Origin of the sequence: Luteibacter aegosomatis, assembly GCF_023078455.1 — a bacterium.
In the GTDB taxonomy this organism is placed as follows: domain Bacteria; phylum Pseudomonadota; class Gammaproteobacteria; order Xanthomonadales; family Rhodanobacteraceae; genus Luteibacter; species Luteibacter aegosomatis.
In genome coordinates, this window is sequence record NZ_CP095740.1 from 3,569,978 (window position 1) to 3,594,909 (window position 24,932).

25 protein-coding genes are annotated in these 24,932 nt (G+C 67.9%); 15 read left to right on the forward strand and 10 right to left on the reverse strand.

Annotation, left to right across the window (positions count from 1 at the left end; genetic code table 11):
• Window positions 1–90 precede the first annotated feature (90 nt).
• From pilB to coaE, 4 genes are all read left to right on the forward strand, one after another.
• Window positions 91–1,827: a type IV-A pilus assembly ATPase PilB gene (gene pilB / locus L2Y94_RS16055; protein WP_247368919.1), complete on the forward strand. Its 1,737-nt coding sequence runs from the start codon at window positions 91–93 to the stop codon at window positions 1,825–1,827.
• 130 nt (window positions 1,828–1,957) lie between these two features.
• Entirely contained in the window at window positions 1,958–3,223 is a 1,266-nt protein-coding gene (locus tag L2Y94_RS16060) for a type II secretion system F family protein (RefSeq protein ID WP_283248496.1), read from the forward strand.
• A 72-nt stretch (window positions 3,224–3,295) separates the two neighbouring features.
• Window positions 3,296–4,165, forward strand: coding sequence for a prepilin peptidase (locus tag L2Y94_RS16065; protein WP_247368922.1), 870 nt, complete (start codon window positions 3,296–3,298; stop codon window positions 4,163–4,165).
• The gene (gene coaE, locus L2Y94_RS16070; protein WP_247368939.1) at window positions 4,162–4,767 is read left to right on the forward strand and encodes a dephospho-CoA kinase; all 606 of its coding nucleotides are present in this window, start codon (window positions 4,162–4,164) and stop codon (window positions 4,765–4,767) included. The genes L2Y94_RS16065 and coaE overlap by 4 nt, the downstream gene beginning before the upstream one ends.
• Before the next feature lie 113 nt (window positions 4,768–4,880).
• Here the strand turns inward: coaE and L2Y94_RS16075 are convergent, their stop codons facing one another.
• A complete protein-coding gene (locus L2Y94_RS16075) occupies window positions 4,881–6,131 on the reverse strand; it encodes a putative bifunctional diguanylate cyclase/phosphodiesterase (RefSeq protein ID WP_247368955.1) in 1,251 nt (416 codons plus the stop codon).
• Entirely contained in the window at window positions 6,128–7,345 is a 1,218-nt protein-coding gene (locus L2Y94_RS16080; protein ID WP_247368973.1) for an HD-GYP domain-containing protein, read from the reverse strand. Before L2Y94_RS16080 ends, L2Y94_RS16075 begins: the two co-directional genes overlap by 4 nt.
• A gap of 245 nt (window positions 7,346–7,590) precedes the next feature.
• Between L2Y94_RS16080 and msrA the strand changes: the two genes are divergently transcribed.
• Complete coding sequence (gene msrA, locus L2Y94_RS16085) at window positions 7,591–8,256, forward strand: peptide-methionine (S)-S-oxide reductase MsrA (RefSeq protein WP_247368987.1); 666 nt, start codon at window positions 7,591–7,593, stop codon at window positions 8,254–8,256.
• Window positions 8,257–8,355: 99 nt separating this feature from the next.
• Here the strand turns inward: msrA and hutU are convergent, their stop codons facing one another.
• Together hutU and L2Y94_RS16095 are read right to left on the reverse strand one after the other, a co-directional pair.
• On the reverse strand, window positions 8,356–10,029 hold the full coding sequence (hutU, locus tag L2Y94_RS16090) for a urocanate hydratase (protein ID WP_247368990.1): 1,674 nt from the start codon (window positions 10,027–10,029) through the stop codon (window positions 8,356–8,358).
• 75 nt (window positions 10,030–10,104) lie between these two features.
• Window positions 10,105–10,515: a hypothetical protein gene (locus tag L2Y94_RS16095; protein ID WP_247368993.1), complete on the reverse strand. Its 411-nt coding sequence runs from the start codon at window positions 10,513–10,515 to the stop codon at window positions 10,105–10,107.
• Between the two features lie 49 nt (window positions 10,516–10,564).
• Between L2Y94_RS16095 and L2Y94_RS16100 the strand changes: the two genes are divergently transcribed.
• From L2Y94_RS16100 to L2Y94_RS16120, 5 genes are read left to right on the forward strand one after another with little or no spacing between them, the layout of a single operon-like run.
• A complete protein-coding gene (locus L2Y94_RS16100) occupies window positions 10,565–11,830 on the forward strand; it encodes an alkaline phosphatase family protein (RefSeq protein WP_247368995.1) in 1,266 nt (421 codons plus the stop codon).
• Window positions 11,831–11,840: 10 nt separating this feature from the next.
• Window positions 11,841–12,233 (forward strand): DUF2007 domain-containing protein, encoded by a 393-nt coding sequence (locus L2Y94_RS16105; RefSeq protein WP_247368998.1) that lies wholly within the window; start codon window positions 11,841–11,843, stop codon window positions 12,231–12,233.
• Complete coding sequence (locus L2Y94_RS16110; RefSeq protein ID WP_247369001.1) at window positions 12,234–12,854, forward strand: biliverdin-producing heme oxygenase; 621 nt, start codon at window positions 12,234–12,236, stop codon at window positions 12,852–12,854. It abuts the gene before it with no gap.
• Window positions 12,847–14,379 carry a GAF domain-containing protein gene (locus L2Y94_RS16115; protein ID WP_247369003.1) on the forward strand — a complete coding sequence of 511 codons (1,533 nt, stop codon included), beginning with the start codon at window positions 12,847–12,849 and terminating at the stop codon, window positions 14,377–14,379. Before L2Y94_RS16110 ends, L2Y94_RS16115 begins: the two co-directional genes overlap by 8 nt.
• 51 nt (window positions 14,380–14,430) lie before the next feature.
• A complete protein-coding gene (locus L2Y94_RS16120) occupies window positions 14,431–15,135 on the forward strand; it encodes an arginyltransferase (RefSeq protein WP_247369006.1) in 705 nt (234 codons plus the stop codon).
• 84 nt (window positions 15,136–15,219) lie between these two features.
• On the opposite strand, the gene L2Y94_RS16125 is transcribed toward L2Y94_RS16120, so the two are convergent.
• The 3 genes from L2Y94_RS16125 to pdxH are packed head-to-tail and all read right to left on the reverse strand — an operon-like array spanning window position 15,220 to window position 17,055.
• On the reverse strand, window positions 15,220–16,023 hold the full coding sequence (locus tag L2Y94_RS16125) for an ABC transporter substrate-binding protein (protein WP_247369008.1): 804 nt from the start codon (window positions 16,021–16,023) through the stop codon (window positions 15,220–15,222).
• Window positions 16,023–16,463, reverse strand: coding sequence for a secondary thiamine-phosphate synthase enzyme YjbQ (locus tag L2Y94_RS16130; protein ID WP_247369055.1), 441 nt, complete (start codon window positions 16,461–16,463; stop codon window positions 16,023–16,025). The genes L2Y94_RS16125 and L2Y94_RS16130 overlap by 1 nt, the downstream gene beginning before the upstream one ends.
• Before the next feature lie 7 nt (window positions 16,464–16,470).
• Window positions 16,471–17,055: a pyridoxamine 5'-phosphate oxidase gene (pdxH, locus tag L2Y94_RS16135; RefSeq protein WP_247369058.1), complete on the reverse strand. Its 585-nt coding sequence runs from the start codon at window positions 17,053–17,055 to the stop codon at window positions 16,471–16,473.
• A gap of 21 nt (window positions 17,056–17,076) precedes the next feature.
• Between pdxH and L2Y94_RS16140 the strand changes: the two genes are divergently transcribed.
• Window positions 17,077–17,928, forward strand: coding sequence for a kinase (locus L2Y94_RS16140; RefSeq protein ID WP_247369061.1), 852 nt, complete (start codon window positions 17,077–17,079; stop codon window positions 17,926–17,928).
• A 52-nt stretch (window positions 17,929–17,980) separates the two neighbouring features.
• Here the strand turns inward: L2Y94_RS16140 and L2Y94_RS16145 are convergent, their stop codons facing one another.
• On the reverse strand, window positions 17,981–18,820 hold the full coding sequence (locus L2Y94_RS16145) for an NAD-dependent epimerase/dehydratase family protein (protein ID WP_247369064.1): 840 nt from the start codon (window positions 18,818–18,820) through the stop codon (window positions 17,981–17,983).
• A gap of 7 nt (window positions 18,821–18,827) precedes the next feature.
• Here L2Y94_RS16145 and L2Y94_RS16150 point away from each other — a divergent pair, with 7 nt between their 5' ends.
• From L2Y94_RS16150 to hemE, 4 genes are all read left to right on the forward strand, one after another.
• Window positions 18,828–19,358, forward strand: a complete 531-nt coding sequence (locus L2Y94_RS16150; protein ID WP_247369067.1) for a shikimate kinase — start codon at window positions 18,828–18,830, stop codon at window positions 19,356–19,358.
• Entirely contained in the window at window positions 19,358–20,428 is a 1,071-nt protein-coding gene (aroB, locus tag L2Y94_RS16155; RefSeq protein WP_247369069.1) for a 3-dehydroquinate synthase, read from the forward strand. The genes L2Y94_RS16150 and aroB overlap by 1 nt, the downstream gene beginning before the upstream one ends.
• A gap of 239 nt (window positions 20,429–20,667) precedes the next feature.
• Window positions 20,668–20,931: a WGR domain-containing protein gene (locus tag L2Y94_RS16160; RefSeq protein WP_144909591.1), complete on the forward strand. Its 264-nt coding sequence runs from the start codon at window positions 20,668–20,670 to the stop codon at window positions 20,929–20,931.
• Window positions 20,921–21,994 carry a uroporphyrinogen decarboxylase gene (hemE, locus tag L2Y94_RS16165; protein ID WP_247369085.1) on the forward strand — a complete coding sequence of 358 codons (1,074 nt, stop codon included), beginning with the start codon at window positions 20,921–20,923 and terminating at the stop codon, window positions 21,992–21,994. The genes L2Y94_RS16160 and hemE overlap by 11 nt, the downstream gene beginning before the upstream one ends.
• A 93-nt stretch (window positions 21,995–22,087) precedes the next feature.
• On the opposite strand, the gene L2Y94_RS16170 is transcribed toward hemE, so the two are convergent.
• The gene (locus L2Y94_RS16170; protein ID WP_247369088.1) at window positions 22,088–22,600 is read right to left on the reverse strand and encodes a tetratricopeptide repeat protein; all 513 of its coding nucleotides are present in this window, start codon (window positions 22,598–22,600) and stop codon (window positions 22,088–22,090) included.
• Window positions 22,601–22,603: 3 nt separating this feature from the next.
• Complete coding sequence (gene mrcB, locus L2Y94_RS16175) at window positions 22,604–24,931, reverse strand: penicillin-binding protein 1B (protein WP_247369090.1); 2,328 nt, start codon at window positions 24,929–24,931, stop codon at window positions 22,604–22,606.
• Window position 24,932: the final 1 nt, after the last annotated feature.

The window sequence follows — 24,932 nt, forward strand, 5'->3', positions numbered from 1 at the left end:
GACTCACGCCGCCTTCGCATTCCCATGGCGTGACCGGCCCCACGTTCTGGAGTAGATTTCCCCACGAATCTCGGGGTTAACGGAAGCCACATGGTTTCGAACATGCAGCAACCCATGCTCGCCGGCCTGACGGGCATGGCACGGCGATTGGTCACCGAGGGCGTGCTGCCCGAGGCCGACGTGCGCAAGGCGGTGCAGGACGCCGCCGAGAAGCGCGTTTCCCTCTCGGCCTGGCTGGTCGACCACAACCTCGTGGACAGCGGCCGCCTCTCCCAGGTGGCCTCGGCCGAATTCGGCATGCCGCTGATGGACCTCAGCGCCATGGCGCCTGCCGGCATGCCACTGGACCTGGTTACCGAGGCCCTGATCTCCAAGCACCAGGCCCTGCCCCTGTTCAAGCGCGGCAAGCGCCTGTTCGTGGGCATCGCCGATCCCATGCAGTCCCACGCGCTGGACGAGATCAAGTTCCACTCCAACCACATGGTGGAGCCGGTGCTGGTGGAGCGCGCGCAACTGCGCCGAGTGATCGATTCGGCCCTGTCCACCATGAGCAGCACGGTGCCGGGCTTCGGCGACGACGGCGGCCTGGAAGAACTCTCGCTGGAAAGCGGCGACGACGATGCCGACGGCGGCGCCAGCACGGGCATCGACGCCAACGCCAACGACGACGCCCCGGTCGTCAAGTTCGTCAACAAGATCCTGGTCGACGCCATCAAGCGCGGCGCCTCCGACATCCATTTCGAGCCGTTCGAGTCGGTCTACCGCGTGCGCCTGCGCATGGACGGCATCCTGCGCATCGTGGCCAACGCCCCCATCAAGCTCGGCACGCGCATCGCCTCGCGCCTGAAGGTGATGAGCGGCCTGGACATCGCCGAACGCCGCGTGCCGCAGGACGGCCGCATCAAGCTCAACCTCACCAAGACCCGCGCCATCGACTTCCGCGTGAGCACCCTGCCCACGCTGTTCGGCGAGAAGATCGTGCTGCGTATCCTCGACGGCTCGTCGGCCAAGCTGGGCATCGACAAGCTCGGCTACGAGGAAGACCAGAAGAAGCTCTACCTCGACGCCATCGAAAAACCCTACGGCATGGTGCTGGTCACCGGCCCCACGGGCTCGGGTAAAACCGTCTCGCTCTACACCGCCCTTAACATCCTCAACGTCGAGGGACGCAACATCTCCACCGTGGAAGACCCCGTGGAAATCCGCGTCGAGGGCATCAACCAGGTGCAGCAGAACACCAAGCGCGGCATGACCTTCGCGGCTGCCCTCCGCTCCTTCCTGCGCCAGGATCCGGACGTGATCATGGTCGGCGAAATCCGCGACCTGGAAACCGCCGAGATCGCCATCAAGGCCGCGCAGACCGGCCATATGGTGCTGTCCACCCTGCACACCAACGACGCGCCGCAGACCATCGCCCGCCTGATGAACATGGGCATCGCGCCCTACAACATCACCTCGTCGGTCACCCTGATCATCGCCCAGCGCCTGGCCCGCCGCCTGCACGACTGCAAGCGCCAGGTGCACCTGCCGCCCGCCGCCCTGCTCGCCGAGGGGTTCACCCAGGAGGAGATCGACGCCGGCATGACGGTCTACGAGCCGGTGGGTTGCGACGGCTGCAACGAGGGCTACAAGGGCCGCGTGGGCATCTACCAGGTGATGCCGATGGTCGAGGAAATCCAGAAGATCGTGCTGGAGGGCGGCAACGCCCTGCAGATCGCCGAGGTGGCCACCCGGGCGGGCATCAACGACCTGCGCGCCTCGGCCCTGCTCAAGGTCCGCAACGGCGTGACCAGCCTGGCCGAGATCAACCGCGTCACCAAGGATTGATGTTGCGTCGCGGCCCCGTCAGGATGTGCGCCATATGGCAGAAAAATAAGCGGAAAGTCGTTCAGACTATCCGCCGGTGCGGGGCGCCCCAGGGCGCCTTCGTGACAGATTGACAGGGGGAATACCGCGAATGGCTCTCGCCACCGCCAAACAGAACACCCGGGCCGTGGGCGCCGCGCGAGCGGAAGTGTCCAAGCTCACCATGTACGACTGGAGCGCCCTGGACAAGCGCGGCAAGCGCATGACCGGCGAGATGCAGGCCAAGAACGCCGCTTTGGTGAAGGCCGAGCTGCGCCGCCAGGGCATGAACCCGCAGACGGTCCGCGAGAAGTCCAAGCCCCTGTTCGGCTCCAGCGGCTCCAAGGTGAAGCCGCGCGACGTGGCCATCTTCAGCCGGCAGATCGCCACGATGATGGCCTCGGGCGTGCCGATGGTGCAGGCCTTCGACATCATCGCCGGCGGCCAGAAGAACGTCCGCTTCAAGAAGATCCTCACCGACGTCAAGACCAACATCGAGGGCGGCGCCTCGCTGCACGAGGCCCTGGGCCAGTACCCGGTGCAGTTCGACGAGCTGTACCGCAACCTCGTCCACGCGGGCGAATCGGCCGGCGTGCTCGATACCATCCTCGATACCGTGGCCACCTACAAGGAGCGTACCGAGGCGATCAAGGGCAAGATCAAGAAGGCCCTGTTCTACCCGGCCATGGTGATGGTCGTGGCCTTCCTGGTCACGATGATCCTGCTGCTCTTCGTGGTGCCGGTGTTCCAGCAGACCTTCAAGGACGCCGGTGCCGACCTGCCGGTGCCCACCCTCATCGTGGTGAAGGCCTCGGAATTCGCGCAGTCGTACTGGTGGCTGATGCTCGCGGTCATCATCGGTGCCGGCGTGGCCTTCGTCATGGCGAAGAACCGTTCGCCGAAATTCGCCCATTTCCTCGATCGCCTGTCGCTGCGCATCCCGGTCATCGGCAACGTGCTGCGCCAGTCGGCCTTGGCCCGCTTCGCCCGTACGTTGGGCGTGACCTTCCAGGCCGGCGTGCCCCTGGTGGAAGCCCTCGAGGCCGTCTCGGGCGCCACCGGCAGCATCGTCTACGGCGAGGCCGTACTGCGCATGCGCGACGACGTCTCGGTGGGCCACCAGCTCCAGCTCGCGATGCGCCAGACCGACCTCTTCCCGAACATGGTGGTGCAGATGACCGCCATCGGCGAGGAATCCGGCTCGCTCGACTCGATGCTGTTCAAGGTGGCGGAGTTCTACGAGGAAGAAGTCAACAACGCGGTGGATACGCTCAGCAGCCTGCTCGAGCCGTTCATCATGGTGATCCTCGGCGGCCTCGTGGGCGGCATGGTCATCTCGCTCTACCTGCCGATCTTCAAGATCGCCGGTACGACGTAAGCCGCCCTAGCGAAGGGCACCCTACCAGGCCCTCCCCCGCAAGGAGGGCCTTTTCCTATCCACGGACCCCTCATGCCGGATCTACCGCTTTCCCTCTGGATCGCCTTCGCCACCGTCTTCGGCCTGCTCGTGGGCAGCTTCCTCAACGTCGTGATCCTGCGCACCCCGCTGCGCATGCAATGGGAATGGCGCCGCCAGGCCCGCGAGGTGCTCGAGCTGCCCGAGGTCGACGAGCCGAAGCCGCCCGGCGTGGCGCTCGAACCCTCGCACTGCCCGCACTGCAAGCACCGGCTGGCGGTACGCGACAACATCCCCCTGTTCGGTTGGCTGTTCCTCCGTGGGCGCTGCCGGTACTGCGGTGAACGCATTTCGGCGCAGTATCCGCTCGTGGAGGCGATCGCGGGCGTGGCCAGCGCGCTGGTGGTCTGGCGCTTCGGCATCGGCGCGGGCACGCTCGCGGCCCTGCTGTTCACCTATCTGCTGATCGCCCTGTCGGGCATCGATGCCCGCACGCAGTTGCTGCCCGACGAACTCAACTATCCCCTGCTGTGGATCGGCCTGGGCCTCACGCTCGTTCCCGCGTGGCAGCCCCTGCCGGTGGAGCCGTCCTCGGCGATCCTGGCCGCGCTCGTCGGCTACCTCAGCCTGTGGAGCATCTACTGGCTGTTCAAGCTGCTCACCGGCAAGGAAGGCATGGGCCATGGCGATTTCAAGCTGCTCGCCGCCCTGGGCGCATGGATGGGGCCGACGGCCCTGCTTCCCATCGTGTTGCTGTCGTCGCTGATCGGCGCGATCGTGGGCGGCACGCTGATGGTTCTGCGCGGCCGTGACCGTGACGTGCCGATGCCTTTCGGCCCGTATATCGCCGCGGCCGGCTGGGTCTGGCTGATGTGCGGAGACACCCTCTTGAACGGCTACCTGCGGCTGACGGGGATGCAATGAGCCGCGTGATCGCCCTCACCGGCGGAATCGCCTCGGGCAAGAGCGCGGTGGAGCGCCGCTTCGAGGCCTTGGGCGTGCACGCTTACGACGCCGACGTGGCGGCGCGTGCGGTGGTCGAACCCGGTTCGCCCGCGTTGGCGGAGGTCGCCCGCGTGTTCGGCGCGGAGGCGCTGGACGCCGAAGGCCGCCTCGATCGCGCGGCGATGCGCCAGCGCGTGTTCGACGATCCCTCGGCGCGGACCCAACTGGAGGACATCCTGCATCCGCGCATCCGCGAGTGGCTGCGCGCGGCGGTCGAGGCCGACCGTGGCCCGTATTGCATCCTGTCGATCCCGCTGCTGGCGGAGAACCATGCGCAGTACGGATGGGTGGATCGCGTGCTGGTGGTGGATGCGCCGGAGGACGTTCGCGTGGCGCGGCTGGTGAAGCGCGACGGCATCGACGAGGCGCTGGCGCGGAAGATGATCGCGGCTCAGGCGTCGCGGGAGCAGCGTCTGGCGATCGCGGATGACGTGATCGTCAATGATGGGGATGAGGCGGCGCTGGATCGGCAGGTGGACGAGCTGCACGATAGATACGTGCTGCTGGCGCGAAAATCGTAGCGATACGGCGGCTTTTTCGCCGATGCGATCGACTCCCACCCCTTTGGTAGGTGGTTTCGACGAACTTTCTACCGGAGGAGTGGGAGCCGATCGCATCGGCGAATCCCGCAGCCTCAGGTCATCGAAGCCGCCGCCAGCCTCTCGGCCACGAACTCCTCCGCCGGTACCGGCCGCCCGATGTGGTAACCCTGCACCACGTCGCAATCCATCTCCACCAGCCTCAGCAGGGTTTCCTCGTTCTCCACGCCCTCGGCCACCGCCTCCATCCCGAGGCGGTGCGCCACCTCCACCATCGCGCGCACGAGTTGCTCCGTGCGCATGTCGGTGGTCATGGCACTCACGAACGAGCGGTCGATCTTCAGTTCCGTCGCCGGGAAATGACGCAGGTAGGCGAACGAGGCGTAACCCGTGCCGAAATCGTCGATGGCCACGCGCACGCCGCGGTCGCGCAGGCGGCGCAGGCCGCGCACGCTCACGTCGAGGTCGGTGAGCAGGGCCGTCTCGGTGATCTCCACGATGGTGGTTTCGGCAGGCACGCCCCAGATGTCGAGCGCGCCGAGGATGTGCTCGGCGAAGCCATGCTCCACGAACACGCGCGGCGAAAGGTTGATCGCCACGTCGAGCGGGCACTTGCCCCGATGCAGCGAGGCCACGTGGCGCAGCGAGGCGTTGAGGCTCCAGCGGGTGAGCGGCACGATCAGGTCGCTGCGCTCGGCGAAGGGGATAAAATCGCCCGGCGCCACGTCGCCGTGCATGGGCGTGCTCCAGCGCGCCAGCGATTCCACCCGCACCATCTCGCCGCTGCGCAGGTCGCGCAGCGGCTGGAAGGCCACGTGCAGCCGATTGCCCTCGATGTCTTCGCGCAGTTCGCCGTAGAGGATTTCCACCGGCGTCACGTCGGGCTCGTAGATGGCGAACGGCTCGCCCAGTCGCACCGCGTCGTCGTGGGCCATCTCGGCGCGACGGTAGAGCCACTCGGCGGAGTTGCCGTGGTCGGGATGCATGGCCACGCCGATGGTGACCCGCCCGTGCCAGGGACGCTCCGGGTGCGGCAGAGGCGTGTCGAAGGCTCCCACGATGCGGGTGGCCGCGAGCATCGCATGCGTGCGGTTGCGCACCGCCGGCAGCACGATCACGAAGTTGTCGTCCCCGGCGACGAACACCTTGTCGACGTGGCGCAGGGCATCGACGATGCGCTCGCGCGCGGCGAGCATGATGTCGTTGCCGAAACCGTAGCCGAAGCGCAGTTGCAGTTCGCGCATGCCCTTCAGGCGCACCACCAGCACGGCGCACAGGCCCGTATCGGGTACCGCGCGGTCCAGCATGACCTGCACCGCGGGAAGGATGTGGGACCGCTCGCTCATGACCTGATGATTCCCCTCGGATCGATGCCGTGACTGCCGAACGGCAGGGTACGCTGGATATCCCTGCGTACGCCGTCTTCCTGCTGCATGAGGTCGACGACGACCGGCTCGCCGATCGCCTGCTTGTCCGCACGGCTGAGCAATGCTACCCGCGGCTGCAGGCGCCGTGCAGGGTTCTGCATCATCACCACCGCCACCTCGCCCGTGTTGAGCTCCACCAGCGACCCGGTGGGATAGACGCCGATGCAGGCCTGGAACTGCTCCACCAGTTCCCCCTGGAACTCGCGATCGCGCCCGGCGTACATGTGCCGGACGGCGTTGTGCTGCGACACCGGGGCGCGGTACGGCCGGTCGGCCGACATCGCCTGGTAGGTGTCGATGATGGCCGCGATGCGGCCGGCCAGGGGAATGGCCGTACCGACGAGGCCGGCCGGGTAGCCGGTGCCGTCGAAGCGCTCGTGGTGGGTGGCGACCATGTCGCGCACCTCGGCGTCGGTGACGCCGGCGCGGTCGAGGATGGCCATGCCCTCCTCCACGTGCTGCCGAGCCTGCGCCCACTCGGCGTCGTTGAGCGGACCGTCGCGCTCGAGCACCTCGGGCGGCAGGCGGCACATGCCGACGTCGAGCAGGAGGCCGCCCTTGGCCAGGCTGACGATGGCCTCCTCGTCGAATCCCATGTGGCGCCCGAAGGCGGCCGCGAGGCTTCCGCAGCCGACCGCCCGACGGTAGGCGTAGCCGTCGCGGCGGCGCAGGCTTTCCACCCAGAGGAAGGCGTCGGCGCTGCGCAGCACGCTGCTGACCATGGGCCGGACGGCGGCGTCGAGCGCCTCCCGGTCGAAGCCACCCTCGTTGCGCACGTCGCGCATGAGGCGGCCGGTGAAACCATGCATCGCCTCGAAGGCTTCCTCCGCGCGGGGCAGTTCCTCGTCGTGGGTGGCGGTGTCGGCATAGGTCTGGCGGGAGACCAGGCGCAGGTTGAGCGCCGGGCGCGGGGCCGCGGCGGCGACGACGCGCGCCGGCATGACGCGGCGCTGCATGTCGACGAACACGTACTTGCAGAAGCGGCTGAGCCTATCGATGTCGTCCCGCGAAGTGATCGGCACGCCCGCTATCGGAAACGGGGTGTCGGACCACTCGCAATCCAGGCGGCTGACGTACATGCCGACTTCCAGGTCGGACACGAACACGCGCCTCTCCACCAGATCGTACGCCACTTGCCACTGCTCCTTCGGTTCGAACGATGACGCACCTGACCGCCGCGACGCATCCCCTCCCGGTGCGTCGCATTCAGCTGAACAGCATGCCGAATTTGCCTTCCCCGGGGCTACCCACGGTCGACCCGGGGCTTATCGGCCGGTTCAGGTGAAACTGAAGAGCCTTGGAGGCATGTCAGGAAAAGGAGCGACACCCGGTCTTCTCGGGCAAGCCCACCCAAGGCATCGTCCCAAGGAGACGCCCCATGAACCGCCTGATTCCCGTGCTCCTGCTCGCCCTGACCGCCTGCACCGCCTCGGCCCGCGAAGAGGGTGTGCGGCTGCCTCCCCCCTCGCTCGATGCCGCCGCAGCCGCCGGCGACGCCACCGCCGTCTTCGCCGGCGGCTGCTTCTGGGGCGTCGAGGGGGTGTTCCAGCACGTGCGCGGGGTGAAAAGCGTGCGCACCGGCTACGCCGGCGGCGACGCGGCCCATGCCAACTACGACGACGTGAGCGATGGCGACACGGGCCACGCCGAGTCGGTGAAGGTGGTCTACGATCCCGCCCAGGTCACCTACGGCCAGCTGCTGCAGGTGTTCTTCTCCGTGGTGCAGGACCCCACGCTGCTCAACCGCCAGGGCCCCGACAGTGGCACCCAGTACCGATCCGCGATTTTTTACGGCACGCCCGAACAGAAGAAGGTGGCCGATGCCTACATTGCCCAGCTTACCGCCGCCCACGCGTTTTCCGGGCCGATCGTGACCCAGGTGGTTCCGCTGAAGGGTTTCTATCTTGCCGAAAACGAGCACCAGGACTACATGCGGCTGAATCCGGATACCCCGTACATCGCGATCAACGACAGGCCGAAGGTGCTGGCGTTGGCGCGGATCTATCCGGAGCGGTACACCCCGCAGTGGGCCAATGGGCGGTAGTCCCGAATCGCGGACAGGGTCCGCTCCCACCCGCCAGTAGGAAAATCCACTGCCGAAGGGTGGGAGTGGACCCGGTCCGCGATTCCCGCGAAGCGTCGGTCAGCCGATCATCGGCAGCTTCAGTCCCTGCTCCTTTGCGCACGCCACGGCGTCGTCATACCCCGCATCCGCATGCCGCATCACGCCCGTGCCCGGATCGTTCCACAGCACGCGGGCGATGCGCCGATCCGCCGCCTCGCTGCCGTCGCAGACGATCACCACGCCGCTGTGCTGGCTGTAACCCATGCCGACGCCGCCGCCGTGATGCAGGCTCACCCAGGTGGCGCCGCCGGCCACGTTGAGCATCGCGTTCAACAGCGGCCAGTCGCTCACGGCGTCGCTGCCGTCGCGCATGGCTTCGGTTTCGCGGTTGGGGCTGGCGACCGAACCCGAATCCAGGTGGTCGCGACCGATCACCACCGGCGCCTTGAGTTCGCCGTTGCGCACCATCTCGTTGAAGGCCAGGCCCAGGCGATGGCGTTGGCCCAGTCCCACCCAGCAGATGCGCGCCGGCAGGCCCTGGAAGCGGATGCGCTCGCCGGCCATGTCGAGCCACCGATGCAGGTGCGGATCGTCGGGGATCAGCTCCTTCACCTTGGCGTCGGTCTTGTAGATGTCTTCCGGATCGCCCGACAGCGCCACCCAGCGGAACGGGCCCACGCCGCGGCAGAACAGCGGGCGCACGAAGGCGGGCACGAAGCCGGGGAAGGCGAACGCGTCGCCCAGGCCTTCGTCTTTCGCCATCTGGCGAATGTTGTTGCCGTAATCGAAGGTGGGCACGCCCTGCGCATGGAAGGCGAGCATCGCCTCGACGTGGCGACGCATCGAGGCCTTGGCCGCGCGCGACGTACCGGCCGGGTCGCTCTTGCGACGCTCGAACCATTCCTCCACCGTCCAGCCCGACGGCAAATAGCCGTTGACCGGGTCGTGGGCGCTGGTCTGGTCGGTAACCGCGTCGGGCCGGACCCCACGGCGCACCAGTTCGGGCAGCACGTCCGCCGCGTTGCCCAGCAGGGCCACGGACACCGCGCGACCTTCCTTCGCGTAACGCTCGAGCCTTGCCAGGGCGTCGTCGAGGTCGCTGGCCTGTTCGTCGACGTAACGCGTCTTCAGGCGGAAGTCGATGCGGCTCTGCTGGCACTCCACGGTGAGTGACGACGCGCCAGCCAGGCTCGCGGCCAGCGGCTGCGCGCCACCCATGCCGCCCAGGCCCGCCGTGAGGATCCAGCGGCCGGCGAGGTTGCCGCCGTAGTGCTGGCGGCCCATTTCCACGAAGGTTTCGTAGGTGCCCTGCACGATGCCCTGCGACCCGATGTAGATCCACGAGCCGGCCGTCATCTGGCCGTACATCATGAGTCCCTTGCGATCGAGTTCGTTGAAGTGCTCCCAGTTGGCCCAGGCCGGCACGAGGTTGGAGTTGGCGATGAGTACGCGCGGCGCGTCCGGGTGCGACGGGAATACGCCCACCGGCTTGCCCGACTGCACCAGCAGGGTTTCGTCGTCGCGCAGTTCGCGCAGGGAGCGCAGGATCGCGTCGAAGCATTCCCAGTTGCGCGCTGCGCGGCCGATGCCGCCGTACACCACCAATTCGGCCGGATTTTCCGCCACCTCGGGATCGAGGTTGTTCTGCAACATGCGGAACGGGGCTTCGGTGAGCCAGCTCTTGCAGGTAAGTTCCGCGCCGCGCGGCGCGCGGACGGTTCGGGTGGTGTCGATGCGCGTCACGGCCGTCATCGGGAGCTCCGTCAATGCGGGAAAGCGCCGATTATGGGCGGCGGCCTTCACGCGCCGCCATACGCGATGCAGCAATCAGCGGCCGGTGCTCGACGTGCCGGCCGGCGGGGGCGGCTGCCCCGGGTGGCGATCGTTGTACCGTTTGACCTCGTCGTCCTGCTTGGCGCGGTAGAGGTTCTGCTGGGTGCGATTGGCGTTGTCGAGCTGGCTGCGCAGGGCCGGATCGGTGGTCGCGTTCATCTGCCGGTTGACGTTGTCCTGCTGCAACTGCTGCTGCACCGCGTTCTGGCGTTGCTGGCTCTGCACCCGGGAGCGATCCACCGCGCGCTGCCAGTCTTGCTGCGCCGACGATGGCGCCGTGTAGGCCGGCCGCTGGGGCTGCCCGGCGGGGCGGGAGGGTTGTTGGGGCTGTGCCTGCGCGAGCGCCAGGGCGGGAAGCGCGGCGGCGAGCAGGAACAGAAATTTCTTGCGTGATGAATTGGTCATCGTCCTGGTCCATCATTTCAGGGACTGTCCCCAGATTACGTTTCCCTACATGAATCCTGCGTTTTCCTTTCGGTGGCGCCTCGCCGCCGTATGGCTGATCGGCCTGTTCGCCGGTTGCGCCCAGCAGCCGCCCCGCCCCGCCACCCTGCCGCATCCCGTGTTGCTCGTCTCGATCGATGCTTTCCGGCCCGATTACCGCGAGCGCGGCCTCACGCCCAACCTCGATGCCTTGGCCGACGACGGCGCCCACGCGCCCTATATGCTGCCGTCGTTTCCCTCGCTGACCTTTCCCAACCACTACACGCTGGTCACCGGCCGCGTGCCCGACCGCAACGGCATCGTGAACAACACGATGCGCGACCCGGTGCTGGGCAAGTTCAGCCTGTCCCGGCACGATGCCACCAGCGACGGCCGCTGGTGGGCCGATGCCGAGCCGATCTGGGTAACGGTGCAGAAGCACGGCCTGCACACGGCCACGATGTTCTGGCCGGGCACCGAAGCGAAGATCCATGGCGTCCGGCCGGATCGCTGGATTCCGTTCGACGATTCGCTCACCTCGCGCCAGCGCGTGGACAAGCTGCTCTCCTGGATCGACGAGCCAGGCGCCACGCCCGTCTTCGACACGCTGTATTTCGACGCCGTGGACCACGCCGGGCACGAGTACGGCCCCGATTCGCCGGAAGTGAACGCGGCATTGCGGGAGGTGGACGACGCCCTGGGTTACCTGGTCGCCGGGCTTCGTCGCCGGGGCCTCTACGATCGGATGAACATCGTGGTGCTGTCCGACCACGGCATGGCCTACGTGCCCAAGGGCAACATCGTGTTCGCCGACCAGGAAACCGACCTTGACGACCTGGAGCCGGTGTCCTACGGCGTGATGGCCACGTTCGATCCCAAGCCCGGCCACGACGACACCCGTGCCGTGGCCCGCCTGCTCGGCCCGCATGAGCACATGAAGTGCTACCGCCGCGAAGACCTGCCCAAGCGGCTCGACTACGGCACCCACCGCCGCGTGCCGGCGTTCCTGTGCCTGGCGGATACCGGCTGGGCGATCATCAGCCACGAGGTGCTGGCCCAGCGCAAGGACCCGATGTCGCTCGGCGAGCACGGCTACGACAACCTCGATCCGACCATGCGCGCGCTGTTCGTGGCGCACGGGCCGGATATCGCCCGGGGCGTCACCGTGGCGCCGTTTCCCAACGTCGACGTCTACCCCCTGCTCATGCACCTGCTGGGCATCCCCGCCCTGCCCAACGACGGGCACCTGGACGACGTGAAGGGCGTGCTGGCGCCCCGGGACCGGGGAATCCCGTAGAATTGGGGGCATGCGCCAGATCTATACCTCGCCCCGCCACGACAACATCGACCGGATCGTGGCCCTCCTCGCCGAGCACGACGTGGAGACCACGGTCACCAACCGGTCGAACTGGAACCGCTCGTCCTACCAGCGGTTCAGCTACTCGCAGCGCAACGACAACCGCGAGTCGTGGCCCCAGGTGTGGGTCAAGAGCGCCGACGACTTCCCGAAGGCCCGCGCCCTGCTGAAGGACATCGGCATCGAGCCGGTGGTGCGCTTCCAGGAAGAACTCCGCGTCCACCGCAATCCGGGCTTGCAGCCGCCCGCGCAGCGCACCGCGGCGCGCGTGCGGCTGATGGTGCTCGCGATCGTCGCCGGCGTGGCGGTGGTGGCGGTGCTGAAGGCCACCCAGGTTCTCTGAATGGACGGCGATGCCGCGTCCACGCCTGCCCACCGGATCCTGCGCGAACGCACGCGCGACGCGCACGAGGCGGTCGAAGCCGCCGAGGGTATGCGGCGGTTGATGGATGGGCGGATGGACGAGGCCGGCTATGAGGCATTGCTGGCGGCGCAGTGGGGGTTGTTTCGGGCGTGGGAGCATGAGCGGGCCGGTTGGCTCGACGGCATTTCGTCTCGCTGGCTCTACACGTCGCGCTTGGCTCCGCTCGACATGGATCTTGCCGCAAGTCCCTTCGCGGACGGCATCCGCTCCCACCCCCTACCGGAGGATGGCAGCGGATCCTATCCGCGATTCCCGCGAACCGAGCCATCCGAAGCCACCTTCTGGGGCGAACTCTACGTCGTCGAAGGCTCCACCCTCGGCGCCCGTCTCATCGTCAAGCACCTGCGCGAACGCTTCCCCGCGCATCCTCACCGCTACTACGCCTTGGGCGAAACCACACCTGCCCGCTGGCGCCGCTTCCAGTCCCTCCTCGACGCCGAACTGAAGGACGACGACGCCCGGCATCATGCCGTGGAAGGCGCCCATCACATGTTCGCGCGCTTTCGACAAGCGCTACAGGATCCTGCCGCCCATGTCTGAGCTGCCCGACCTCACCGCCTGCGATCGCGAACCGATCCACATTCCCGGCTCGATCCAACCCCATGGCGTACTTCTGGTCGTGGACGCGGCAACGCGGTCGATCGTCCAGGCCAGCGAGAACGCGCCCGAACTCTTCGGCACGAACATCGGCACCCTGCTCGACGCCCCCCTGGACGACGTATTGACGCTGCCGGCGGACCTGTTCGACGACGACGAACGGCCCGCGCACAGCGCCTGGGTACGGGTGGGGTTTCCCACCTGTACGCACGATGCCGACTGGTACGCCTGCGTGCATGCCTACGACACACGGTGGATGGTCGAGATCGAGCCGCGCGAAGCCTATTTCGAGGACGACCCGATCCGCGTCGCCTACGAGCTGGCCCGCAAGCTCGAAAACGACCCCACCGTCGAACGCGCCGCGGCCCGCATGGCGCGCAGCCTGCGCAACGTGCTCGGCTACGACCGGATCATGGTCTACCGCTTCGACCACGAGTGGAACGGCGAAGTGGTGGCCGAGGCACGCCGCGACGATCTCGAGGCCTATCTCGGCCTGCACTACCCGCATACCGATATCCCGGCGCAGGCCCGCGCCCTTTACCTGCGCAACCGCGTGCGACAGATCAGCGACTGCAAGTACGTGCCGTCGCGCATCCTGCCCGCCTACGATCCGCAGACGGGCGAAGCCACCGATCTCTCCGACGTGTCGTTGCGCAGCGTCTCGCCGGTGCACCTGGAATACCTCGGCAACATGGGCGTCACCGGCACGCTGGTGGCCTCCATCATCACCGGCGGCCGCCTGTGGGGCCTGATCTCCTGCCACCACTACAGCCCGTTCTTCGCCGACCACCAGATGCGCGAGGTCGCCGACGCCATGGCGCGCTCGTTCGCCGCGCGCGTGGCCGCCGTCGAAGAACTCGACCACATCGAAATCGAAAGCACCCTGCTCACGGTGCGCGAGAAACTCATCACCGCGTTCAACGAGAGCGAGCGCGTCGATCCGGACCTGCTCGCCTCGCTGGCGCCCGAACTGCTCGACGTGGTGGACGCCGATGGCGTCGCCGTGTTCGTCGGTCCACGCGTGATCCGGCATGGCATCCTGCCGGATGAAGCCACCTTGCTGCGCATTCGTCGCGCGGTCGGCGGCGAAGAGCTCACCGGCAACGATGGCGTGGTGGGAGTGCTGCACACCGACAGCCTCGGCGAGCGATTCCCCGGGCTGGACGATCCCGCCGCCACCGGGACCGCCGCCGGCATCATCTACATGCCCCTGGAGTCGGGCACGACGACGGCGGCGCTGATGTGGACGCGAACGGAGCAGGTCCGCCAAGTCCGCTGGGGCGGCAATCCGTCGCTCGCCAAACTGGAGACCATTCCCGGCGCGCGCCTGTCGCCACGGCAGAGTTTCGCCGCCTGGCAGGAAACCGTGCGCGGGCGTTCGCGCCCCTGGTCTCGCCAGCACCTGGATTCGGCGCGGGGCCTGCGCGTGCTCATCGAACTGATGTCGGCGCGGAATCCGGCCGCCTGAGGCGCGCGACGCGGTGACATCGGCTTTCGCGGAGCGCTATAAGATGACTCCATGACCGACCGCGTCCGCCTCTTCCAGACCTTGCCGCACACCTGCGGCTACTACGCCGAGCGGACGGCGCAGAATCTCGTCGTCGATCCCGGCGCGCCGCACCTCGACCGCCTGTACGGCCCCGCCCTGTCCAAAGGGTTCCGTCGCGCGGGAGGCCACCTTTACCTGCCGCAATGCAACGGCTGCCAGGCCTGCGTACCCTGTCGCATCGACGTGGAGCGATTCGAGCCCAACCGTACGCAGCAGCGCTGCCTGAAGCGCAACGCCGACCTGACGGTCACAGAGGCGATACCGGGTTTCACGCACGAACGGCATGCGCTGTACGAACGCTATCTCCAGGCGCGGCACAGCGGCGGCGGCATGGATTCGGCCGACGCCGACGATTTCCAGCGGTTCCTGAGCGCGCCGTGGAGCCCGACGCTGTTCATGGAATTTCGCCGGGGCGATCGCCTGCTGGGCGTGGCCGTCACCGACGTGTTGCTGGCCGGCGTCTCGGCGGTCTATACCTTCTTCGACCCCGACGAATCGGCGCGCAGCATCGGCACCTTCGGCGTTCTCCAGCAGGTGGACCTGGCCAGGCGTCGCGGCATCCCCTACCTCTACCTCGGTTTCTGGATCGCCAACCATCCCAAGATGGATTACAAGCGCCGTTTCCACGCGCTCGAAGTGCGTCGCCACGGCCGCTGGATCGCGATGCCCGACTGACGGTGCGACGGCGGGATTCCGCCCCCTCCGCGACCGCAGGGGGGCGGCCGGTCGTATCGGCGAATGGCGCTACGACGAAGCCCGTCAGGCCCTGGCTCGTGCCCAGCAAGAGATCACGCGGTGGATCTCCTCGACCCCGTCGAACAACGCCGCCGGCCCCGGCTGGAGAATCAGGGGCGACTTGATTTCGTGCAGTTCGCCGTCGCGCACGGCGGGCACGTCGGCCCAACCCGGTCGCGCCGCCACGTGCTCCGGGCGAAACCGCTTGCCGCACCACGAACCCAGCACGATATCGGGCGAGCGGCGCACCACTTCCAGGGGATCGGCGAGGATGCGCTGTTTCGCCAGAGGCTCTTCGAGCAATTCGGGAAACACGTCATCGCCGCCGGCGATGCGCACCAATTCACCCACCCAGCGGATGCCGGTGATGAGCGGTTCGTCCCATTCCTCGAAATACACGCGCGGACGGCGCGGCAGCGCCGCGGCGAGCGTCGCGATGCGGGCGAGGTTCGCTTCGGCCAGGTCGGCCAGCGCGTGCGCTTTCGGCGCCGCGCCCACCATCGCGCCGAGCCGGCGGATGTACGCGACGATACCTTCGACGCTTCGGTGGTTGCTGATCCACACTTCCACGCCCGCCCGTATGAGCTCGCGCGCGATGTCGGCCTGGATGTCGGAAAATCCGATCGCGAGATCGGGCTTCAGGTCCAGGATCTGGCCGATCTTCGCGCTCGTGAACGCGGATACCTTAGGCTTTTCCTTGCGCGCACGAGGCGGCCGCACGGTGAATCCGGAGATGCCGACGATGCGGTGCTCCTCGCCGATCGCGTAGAGGATTTCCGTCGGCTCTTCGGTGAGGCAGACGATGCGTTGCGGATAAGCGTCCGGCATCAATGCCCCGAAACGGTGATGGTGATCTTGCGCTGGTGGGCTTCGTGGCGATGCTCGTAGAGGAACAGGCCTTGCCAGGTACCGAGCAGCGGGCGGGCGTTATGCACGGGCACGGAAATCGATACGCCGGTGAGCACCGATCGGACGTGGGCCGGCATGTCGTCGGGGCCTTCGTCACGGTGGCGGAACAAGGGATCGCCATCGGGCACCAGCCGGGCGAAGAATCGCTCCAGGTCGGCCACCACGGTGGGATCGGCGTTCTCGCCGATCAGCAGCGACGCGCTCGTATGCTGCACGAAGACATGGGCGATACCCGTGTTCACACCGCTGGCGGCGATGGCGTCGGCCAGACGGTCGGTAACCTCGACGAGCGACCGGCCGCGCGTATGCACGGTGACGGTGGACTGCGCAACGTGCTGAACGGGCTGAGCGCGGCTCATGGCGACCTCACGGATAGAGCAGACGGGAGGTCCAGCTTGTACCGTCAACGGTGTGCACGATGCGTTCGTGCAGGCGGAAGGTGGCGCCGTACCAGAATTCGACGCGATCGGGCTCCACGAGGTAACCGCCCCAGTGCGGCGGACGGGGGACGTCGCGGCCCTCGAACTCCTTCTCGTAATGGGCCACGCGATCTTCGAACGTCTGCCGGTCGGGAAGCGCCTGGCTCTGCTTCGAGGCCCAGGCGCCGATCTGGCTGCCCCGCGGGCGCCTGGCGAAGTACGCATCGGATTCGTCCGCGCCGGTCTTCGTGGCGCGGCCCTCGAAACGCACCTGGATGCCCTCGCGGATCTGCTTCCAGTGGAAGCACAGCGCGACCTGCGCGTGCGAGGCGATCTGGCTCGCCTTGTCGCTTTCGTAGTTGGTAAAGAAGCGCAGGCCTTTTTCGTCGAAGCTCTTGAGCAGCACGATGCGCGAATGCACGCGGCCGTCCCGGAAGGTGGCCAGGTTCATCGCCGTGGGTTCGCGGTCGCCGCTGGCCTTCGCTTCGTCGAGCAGGCCGCGAAAGGTGTCGAGGATCTCGGGAGTGAGCATGACGGGCTATGCTTGACGGCCATGGAAGCCCACGATGCTAGCACGCTGGCCGATGCCGTCCTCGCACGTTTTGTCGCGCCGGCCGGACGGGCTCGGGCGCCGTTCGTGCTGGGCGTGTCCGGCCTGCAGGGCAGCGGCAAGAGCACGCTGGCGGCCGGCCTCGTCGCGCGGGCCGGCGAACTCGGCTGGGGTGCCGTGGCCCTGTCGCTGGACGACGCCTACCTCACGCGCGCCGAGCGAGACACGCTGGGCCGGGAGGTCCATCCGCTGCTGCGCACACGCGGCGTGCCCGGTACCCACGACCTCGCCCTGATCGGCTCCACGCTCGATGCGCTGGGCAAGGCATCCGTCGAGTCGCCCGTCGCCGTGCCACGCTTCGACAAGGGCCACGACGACCGTGACGACGCGCACCTGTGGCCGGTGGTGGCCGAACCGCCCTCCCTGGTGGTGCTGGAAGGATGGTGCCTCGGGCTGGATCCGCAGGACGACGCCGCGTTGGCCGAGCCGGTGAACGCGCTGGAACGCGACGAGGACCGCGACGGAACGTGGCGGCGTTGGGTCAACGTGCGTCTGGCCGGGTATGCGTCGATCTGGCGGCGGCTCGATGCGCTGGTGGTGTTGCAGGCGCCATCGTGGGAAATCGTGGCGCGTTGGCGCGACGAGGCCGAGCGGCCGTTGCGCGAACGGGGCGAGCCGCGGGCGATGGATGCCGATGCGTTGTCGCGGTTCCTGCAGCATTACGAGCGGTTGAGCCGGCATGCGTTGGCGACCCTGGGGCCCAAAGCCGATTTACTGCTCGTTTTGGACGAGGACCGTCGCGTCGCCGCTTCGCATGAATCGCGGACAGGGTCCGCTCCCACCCTTCGGTGGTGAGACTGCTACCGCAAGGTGGGAGCGGACCCTGTCCGCGATTCATGTCGCGATATCACGGCAACAACGCGGCATATCCCTCGCGCGCATCCGGCCACCGGCACCGAAACCCGCTTGCCCGCAGCAAGGCATTCGACAACCGCTTGCTGCCGACGCCCGCCGGTGCCGGTCCATCCGGCGGCAAGGGCGCGCCCAGAAGCCGCGCCACGTGGTCGTAAAGCACGTCGATCGGCAACGGCGTGTCGTCCACCCCGACGTAGACGGGGGCGGGCGATGCCAACGTAAGCACGTGCGCCAGCGCCGCGGCCGCGTCGTCCACGTGGATGCGGTTGGCGTACACGCGCTTTCCGCGCGGCACCCCCGCTTTGCCTTCGCGCAGGCGGTCGAACAACTGCGTGCGCCCCGGGCCGTACAGACCGGCCAGCCGTACCGCCACCCCGTCGGGGCCGAGAAGGCTTTCAGCCTCCCGCAATACGCGTCCGTTGAAACCTGGCGGGTCGGTCGGCGTGCGCTCGTCGACCCAGCCGTCGCCATGCTCGCCGTAGACGGCCGAGGAAGACACGAACACGGTCCGCTTCGGTGGCTCGGGCAACGCCGCGACCAGATGCCGCAAGCCGTCGACGAACAGGGCGCGGTAGGCCGCCTCCTCGCGCCGGTCCGGCGCCGGGGCGAACACCAGCGCATCCACGGCGGGGAGGCCACGCAATGTGTCCGGCCGGGTAAGGTCGCCACGCACCCGGCGCAGGCCATCGCCCGCATCCGCGACGTCGCTGCGTCGCAGGGCATGCACGCGATGTCCGCGCCCGGCGAGCAGGCGCGCGGTGCGCAGGCCGACATCGCCGGCCCCTGCGACGAGGATGGTGTGATATCTCGGAGGCGGGCTTGTTGCTAGCATGGGAGCGATGAATCCTTCGCCCAACCTGTTTCTCGTCGGCCCCACGGGGGCCGGCAAGACCACGATCGGACAGCGCCTCGCGGCGCATTACGGCTTGCCGTTCGTCGATCTCGACGTGGAAATCGAGACCCGTTACGGCGATACGGTAGCGACGATCTTCGAACGCGAGGGCGAAGCCGGTTTCCGTTCGCGCGAGCGCGCGTACCTGGACGAGTTCAGCCGCCGCCCGGGCATCGTACTCGCCACGGGTGCCGGCGCGGTACTCGACCCGGCCAACCGCGACGCGCTGGTGGCCCGCGGTACCGTGCTGATGCTCGGCGTCGAGGTCGACGAACAGCTCGACCGGCTGCGCCACGACGGCACCCGCCCGATGATCGCAGGCGACGACCGCCGCGGCCGCCTGGCATCGCTGGCCGAATCCCGCAACCACCTCTACGAGGAGATCGCGGACCTGATCTTCCGCGGACGGCACGAAGGCGTCGACGACGCCGTTCCGCGCGCCATCGCCCTCCTCGACCGCCACTGGAAACGCTCGTGATGCAAACCGTCGACGTCGAACTGGCCGGACGCGGCTACCCCGTATGGATCGGCCCCGGCCTGCTGGCGGACAGTGCGCGCTGGCGCGCGCGCATCCGCGGCCGCCATGTCCTGGTGGTGAGCAACACCACCGTCGCGCCGCTGTATCTCGCCGCCCTGGCGAAGGGGCTCGATGGCCTGCACTGGTCGTCGTATCTGCTCGACGACGGCGAGACGCACAAGACCTTCGCCAACGTCGGCAAGGTACTCGACGCGCTCGGGCAGCTCGGCGCCACGCGCGACGCCTGCGTGATCGCCCTGGGCGGCGGCGTGGTCGGCGACCTCGCCGGTTTCGCCGCGGCCTGCTGGATGCGCGGCATCGATTTCATCCAGGTGCCGACCACGCTGCTGGCGATGGTCGACTCCTCCGTGGGCGGCAAGACCGGCGTGAACCTGCCCGTGGGCAAGAACCTCGCCGGTGCGTTCCACCAGCCGCGTGCGGTGGTGGCCGACACCGACCTGCTCGCGACCCTGCCCCAGCGCGAATACCTCGCCGGCGTGGCCGAGATCGTCAAGGGCGCCGCCATCGGCGACCTGCCCTTCTTCGAGTGGCTGGAGACGAACGCGGACGCGCTCGCACGCCGCGAGGGTGCCGTGCTCGTGGAGGCCATCGCGCGCAAGTGCCGCTACAAGGCGGGCGTGGTGGCGCGAGACGAAACCGAACAGGGCGAGCGCGCGTTGCTCAACCTCGGCCACACGTTCGGCCACGCGCTGGAAACGGCAGGCAACTACAGCGAGATCCTGCACGGCGAAGGCGTCGCCATCGGCATGGTGCTGGCGGCCCGTCTGTCGGAACGGCTGGGCATGGCGCCGGAGACGGATACGCGTCGCCTCATCGCCCTGCTCGAACGGCTGGGGCTGCCGGTGGCGCCGTCGAAGGTACATACCGCCAGCCGCCTGCTCGACCTGATGCGCCTGGACAAGAAGAACACGGCCGGGACGTTGCGCCTGATCCTGTGGCGAGGCATCGGCCGGGCGGAGATCGTGTCGGGCGTGAGGGACGACGACGTGCTCGGCGTGCTTGAGGCCTAGAAGCCGTAGCGACGCGTTCGCCTGACCGAATGCCCGGGGCTGGATCCCGGCGTACGCCGGGATGACGGTGAGGCAATCCATGACCTTATCCGTTGCCATGCTCCCGGAAGCGACGAGCATACGGCGCGCGATCGGACCCATGCGGGAACGGGAACCCAGGGCCAGGCATGCGGTTATCGCCCGGACGGCACGCGGAAATGCCCTACAATGGCGGGCCCTGCGCCAGCGCGGATCGCCCGATGCGGATTTACCTGCAAACCATGCCCGAAGCCGGGAACGAAGCCCCCCGGTTCGTCCAGATCACCCTCGAGCAGGATCTGTTCGGCGGCTGGACGCTCTACCGCGAGAGCGGCGTGCAGGGTGGCAAGACCATGCTCAAGCGCGAGGTTTTCCTCGAACGGGACAAGGCCCTGGACGCCTTCACCAAGGCACGCGACGCGCAGATCAAGAAGGGGTTCAAGGTGATGTTCTCGCAAGGCCAGGAGTCCGCGCATGGCCGCTGACGTCCTTCGCAACGATCGCTTCTTGCGCGCCCTGCGCCGCGAGGCCACCGACACCACGCCGATCTGGGTGATGCGCCAGGCCGGCCGTTACCTGCCGGAATACCGCGCCACGCGCAGCAAGGCCGGCAGCTTCATGGGTTTGGCGACGAACCCCGAGTTCGCCTGCGAGGTCACGTTGCAACCGCTCGAACGCTTCGAGCTCGATGCCGCGATCCTCTTCTCCGACATCCTCACCATTCCCGACGCGATGGGCCTGGGCCTGTCGTTCGCGCAGGGCGAAGGCCCGCGCTTCGCGCACCCGGTTCGCGACGCGGCCGCCATCGAACGCCTTGCGGTGCCCGACATGGACGGCGAGCTGCGTTACGTGATGGACGCCGTGCGCCTGATCCGCAAGGAACTGGACGGCCGCGTGCCGCTCATCGGCTTCTCCGGCAGCCCCTGGACGCTCGCCTGCTACATGGTCGAAGGCGAGGGCTCGCGCGATTTCGCGCGGGTGAAGGCCCTGGCCTGGAACGACCCCGCCCTCGCCCACCGTCTGCTCGACACGATCGCGCGTTCGGTGGCCGCGTATCTGATCGCCCAGGCCCATGCGGGCGCGCAGGCGCTGATGGTGTTCGACACCTGGGGCGGCCTGCTCGGCCCCGCGTCGTTCCGCGAGTTCTCGCTCCGCTACATGGCACAGGTGGTCGAGGCATTGAAGGCCGACGCGGCCAGCCGCGACCTGCCCGTGATCCTCTTTTCAAAGGGCGCCAACGGGCACCTCGAAGCCATCGCCGACACCGGATGCGACGGCGTGGGGCTGGACTGGACGATCGATATCGGCGAAGCGCGCCGCCGCATCGGTGCGCGCGTGGCGTTGCAGGGCAATCTCGATCCGTCGGTGCTGCGCGCATCACCGGACGTGGTGCGGCGTGAAGCGCGTGCCGTGCTGGATGCCTTCGGCAACCACCCGGGGCACGTGTTCAACCTGGGCCACGGCATCACGCCGGAGGTGGACCCGGAGAACGTGAAGGTGCTGGTGGATACGGTGCACGAGCACGGCCGGGTGATCCGAAAGCGCTAAGGCACCTCGAATCGCCGACAGGGTCCGCTCCCACCCTTCGGTAGGAAAGTCCACTACCGAAGGGTGGGAGCGGACCCTGCCCGCGATGAGGGATCAGAAGCGGTTGGGCCCCGCGATGTGGCACTTGCCCAACTCGGAGCGCGCGGCCATCGCGCCGGTCTGGTCGTTGGCGACCATGCGCATTTCGTAGATCGTCTGCCAGTTGCGCGCGCACAGGCTGCCCGACTTCGGGCCCATCTCGAACGACTGCTTCGCGAGCTTCTCGGCCGACGCGTAATCCTGCTTGCGCACCGCGACTTCGGCGCGGTCCTGGATGAGTTCCGGCGCCTCGGGCGCGAGCTTCAACGCCTGTACGAGCTTGGCGTCGGCGTCGTCGTACTTGCCGGCACGCTCGTCGGTCATCGCCGACTGTTCCAGACCCTGCACGCCCGGGTCGCGAAGCGGCGCGACCTCGATGGCCGACTTCTCGCGTTCGCCAGCGGCGCGGATCTGCGCGACGATGTCGTACGCGGGTTGGGTGGGACGGGTGGCCTGCGGCGGGGCGGGCTGGCTACAGGCGGCGACGAGCGCAACGGCGGCGATGGCGCAAAAACGAAGGCGATGCATGGGTCAATCCGTAGGATTACTGGGAACGGCCGGCGCGGGTTCCGCGTCGCCGCTGCCGAAAATACCCTTGATTCGTTGCCAGAAACAGCCCTCTTCGCTTTCCGGCACGTATCCCGACGCAAAGGGGAACTGCCGCGCGCCCTCGCAGGATGGGTCGGTACGCTTACCCGACTGCGGATCGACGAAAGCCATCTCCAGCCCCTCGCCCGGCGTAGGCGACAGCGGCCGGGTAGGCAATTTGCGGAAGAGTTCCTGCCAGATGCGCATGCTGCCCGTGGCGCCGTACAGCCCCGTGGGCTTGTTGTCGTCGCGGCCCATCCAGACGACGGCCAGGTGCTCGCCGGTGAATCCGGCGAACCAGCTGTCGCGCTGGCTGTCGCTGGTGCCGGTCTTGCCGGCCGCGTGCAACCAGGACAGGCCGGAGTTGCCGATGGCCGCGGCGGTACCGCTGTTGACCACCTGCTGCATCGCCCACGTGGTGAGACGCGTGGCCGTCTGGTATTCGCCCTCGCCGCCCTTCACCTGGTAGCGCTTGATGGTCTGGCCCTTGGCATCGACCACCCCGCGGACCGCCACGAGCGGCAGCGCATGGCCGTCGGCGGCAATGTATTCGTAGAGCTGGGCCACCTGGAACGGGGAGAGGTCCACCGCGCCCAGCAGCAGCGACGGGCTGGGATTGACGTTCTGCAGGCCGAACGACTCGAGGAAGCCCTTGATCTTCGGCACGCCCACCTGCATGCCCAGGTTCACCGTGGCGAGGTTCCACGAATGCACCAGCGCGTCGAGCATCGGTACCTGGCCGTGGATCTGGCGGTCGTCGTTCTGCGGCGTCCACGGCGTGCCGTCGGGCTGGCGCATGTTGATCGGCGAATCGTCGACGATCGAGGCCAGCGACCATTTCGAGGGCTGCGCCAGCGCCACGAGGTAGACCAGCGGCTTGACCAGCGAGCCGATCGGCCGGCGCGCGTCGAGCGCGCGGTTGAAGCCCTGCTCGCCCGGCTCGCGTGAGCCGACCATCGCCAGCACGCTGCCGTCGGCGGTGTCGGTGACCACGGCGGCGGCCTGCGCGGCCGCCCCGCGCTTGCCCAGCGCCTTGGTGGTGGTGAGGATGGCCTGCTCGGTGTAGAGCTGCGCGGCGGGATCGAGCGTGGTGAACACGCTGAAGCTGCCGTCGCGCAAGGCCGATTCGTCGAAGTCGGCGGTGATCTGCGCGCGCACGAGCTGCATGAAGGCCGGGAAGCGGTTGTGCGGCAACTGCGCGTTGGCGGCGATGCCGAGCGGCGAGGCCTGCGCGGCCTTCGTCTGCGCGTCGTCGAGCAGGCCCGTCTCGTTGAACTGCTGCAGAACGAGGTTGCGCCGCGACAAGGCGCGATCGGGATAGCGACGCGGATCGTAATAGCTGGGGCCTTTGACGAGGCCGATGAGCAACGCGATTTCCTGCGGGCGGAGATCCTCGAGCCGTCGACCGAAGAAGAACTCCGCGCCCGCGGCGAAGCCATGCACCGCCTGGTTGCCCTGCTGGCCGAGGAACACCTCGTTGACGTAAGCCTCGAGGATGCGGCTCTTCGGATAATGCGCTTCCATCAGCAGCGAGAGGATCGCCTCGTTCACCTTTCGCAGCATGTTCTGGCTGCGGTCGAGGAAGAGATTGCGCACGAGCTGCTGGGTGAGCGTGGAGCCGCCCTGCACCGTGTGGCCCGCGCGCAGGTTGGCGAACGAGGCGCGGGCGATCGCGGAGAAGTCCAGGCCGATGTGGTTCTTGAAGTCGCGGTCCTCGACGGCCTGCAGGCCCTGCACGAGCAACGGCGGCACGTTGTCCAGGCGCACGATGCGGCGCTCTTCCTGCTCGGCGCCGTAGAAGGTGGCGATGCGCGCCGGATCGAGATGGATCGACTTGATGTCCTTGTTGTTGGTGTCGTCGACCACCGAGGTGACCTGGCCGTTGCCCAGGGCGACGCGGATGCGATGCGGCAGTTCACCGCCATCGGGGCCGGCGTAACCGTGCGAGGCGATGACGAAGCGCGAGCCGTTCTTCGAGTAGCTGCCCTGCACCTTGCCGCCGCCCTCGGGCGTGTATCCGGCGAAGGTGAGTTCCAGTTCCAGCGCCGCCGGCGTCATCGCCCGCCCCGGCTCGAGCAGCAGCGGGCGCGCGTAGACGCGGGTGGGCACCGCGAAGACCAGATCGTTGAAGCGATCCTGCAGGCGGGCGTTGAGGATGAGCGTGTAAGGCAGCAGGAAGCCGAACAGCAGCCCCATCACCAGCCAGAACGGGATGCGCAGCCAGGGCCACGCGCTACGCAGGAGGGCACCGAGACGGGTCAGGAAGGCCAAC

What these genes read in the sequence shown, in the direction of transcription:
- L2Y94_RS16075 (WP_247368955.1), bottom strand. Translation starts at nt 6,131, where the DNA reads ATGAGCGAGCGGTCCCACATCCTTCCCGCGGTGCAGGTCATGCTGGAC.
- L2Y94_RS16120 (WP_247369006.1), top strand. Translation starts at nt 14,431, where the DNA reads ATGACCGACCGCGTCCGCCTCTTCCAGACCTTGCCGCACACCTGCGGC.
- L2Y94_RS16150 (WP_247369067.1), top strand. Translation starts at nt 18,828, where the DNA reads ATGAATCCTTCGCCCAACCTGTTTCTCGTCGGCCCCACGGGGGCCGGC.
- L2Y94_RS16125 (WP_247369008.1), bottom strand. Translation starts at nt 16,023, where the DNA reads ATGCCGGACGCTTATCCGCAACGCATCGTCTGCCTCACCGAAGAGCCG.
- coaE (WP_247368939.1), top strand. Translation starts at nt 4,162, where the DNA reads ATGAGCCGCGTGATCGCCCTCACCGGCGGAATCGCCTCGGGCAAGAGC.
- L2Y94_RS16130 (WP_247369055.1), bottom strand. Translation starts at nt 16,463, where the DNA reads ATGAGCCGCGCTCAGCCCGTTCAGCACGTTGCGCAGTCCACCGTCACC.
- L2Y94_RS16140 (WP_247369061.1), top strand. Translation starts at nt 17,077, where the DNA reads ATGGAAGCCCACGATGCTAGCACGCTGGCCGATGCCGTCCTCGCACGT.
- L2Y94_RS16105 (WP_247368998.1), top strand. Translation starts at nt 11,841, where the DNA reads ATGCGCCAGATCTATACCTCGCCCCGCCACGACAACATCGACCGGATC.
- L2Y94_RS16160 (WP_144909591.1), top strand. Translation starts at nt 20,668, where the DNA reads ATGCGGATTTACCTGCAAACCATGCCCGAAGCCGGGAACGAAGCCCCC.
- hutU (WP_247368990.1), bottom strand. Translation starts at nt 10,029, where the DNA reads ATGACGGCCGTGACGCGCATCGACACCACCCGAACCGTCCGCGCGCCG.
- pilB (WP_247368919.1), top strand. Translation starts at nt 91, where the DNA reads ATGGTTTCGAACATGCAGCAACCCATGCTCGCCGGCCTGACGGGCATG.
- hemE (WP_247369085.1), top strand. Translation starts at nt 20,921, where the DNA reads ATGGCCGCTGACGTCCTTCGCAACGATCGCTTCTTGCGCGCCCTGCGC.
- L2Y94_RS16100 (WP_247368995.1), top strand. Translation starts at nt 10,565, where the DNA reads ATGAATCCTGCGTTTTCCTTTCGGTGGCGCCTCGCCGCCGTATGGCTG.
- msrA (WP_247368987.1), top strand. Translation starts at nt 7,591, where the DNA reads ATGAACCGCCTGATTCCCGTGCTCCTGCTCGCCCTGACCGCCTGCACC.
- L2Y94_RS16115 (WP_247369003.1), top strand. Translation starts at nt 12,847, where the DNA reads ATGTCTGAGCTGCCCGACCTCACCGCCTGCGATCGCGAACCGATCCAC.
- pdxH (WP_247369058.1), bottom strand. Translation starts at nt 17,055, where the DNA reads ATGCTCACTCCCGAGATCCTCGACACCTTTCGCGGCCTGCTCGACGAA.
- L2Y94_RS16170 (WP_247369088.1), bottom strand. Translation starts at nt 22,600, where the DNA reads ATGCATCGCCTTCGTTTTTGCGCCATCGCCGCCGTTGCGCTCGTCGCC.
- L2Y94_RS16110 (WP_247369001.1), top strand. Translation starts at nt 12,234, where the DNA reads ATGGACGGCGATGCCGCGTCCACGCCTGCCCACCGGATCCTGCGCGAA.
- L2Y94_RS16060 (WP_283248496.1), top strand. Translation starts at nt 1,958, where the DNA reads ATGGCTCTCGCCACCGCCAAACAGAACACCCGGGCCGTGGGCGCCGCG.
- aroB (WP_247369069.1), top strand. Translation starts at nt 19,358, where the DNA reads ATGCAAACCGTCGACGTCGAACTGGCCGGACGCGGCTACCCCGTATGG.
- L2Y94_RS16145 (WP_247369064.1), bottom strand. Translation starts at nt 18,820, where the DNA reads ATGCTAGCAACAAGCCCGCCTCCGAGATATCACACCATCCTCGTCGCA.
- L2Y94_RS16065 (WP_247368922.1), top strand. Translation starts at nt 3,296, where the DNA reads ATGCCGGATCTACCGCTTTCCCTCTGGATCGCCTTCGCCACCGTCTTC.
- L2Y94_RS16095 (WP_247368993.1), bottom strand. Translation starts at nt 10,515, where the DNA reads ATGACCAATTCATCACGCAAGAAATTTCTGTTCCTGCTCGCCGCCGCG.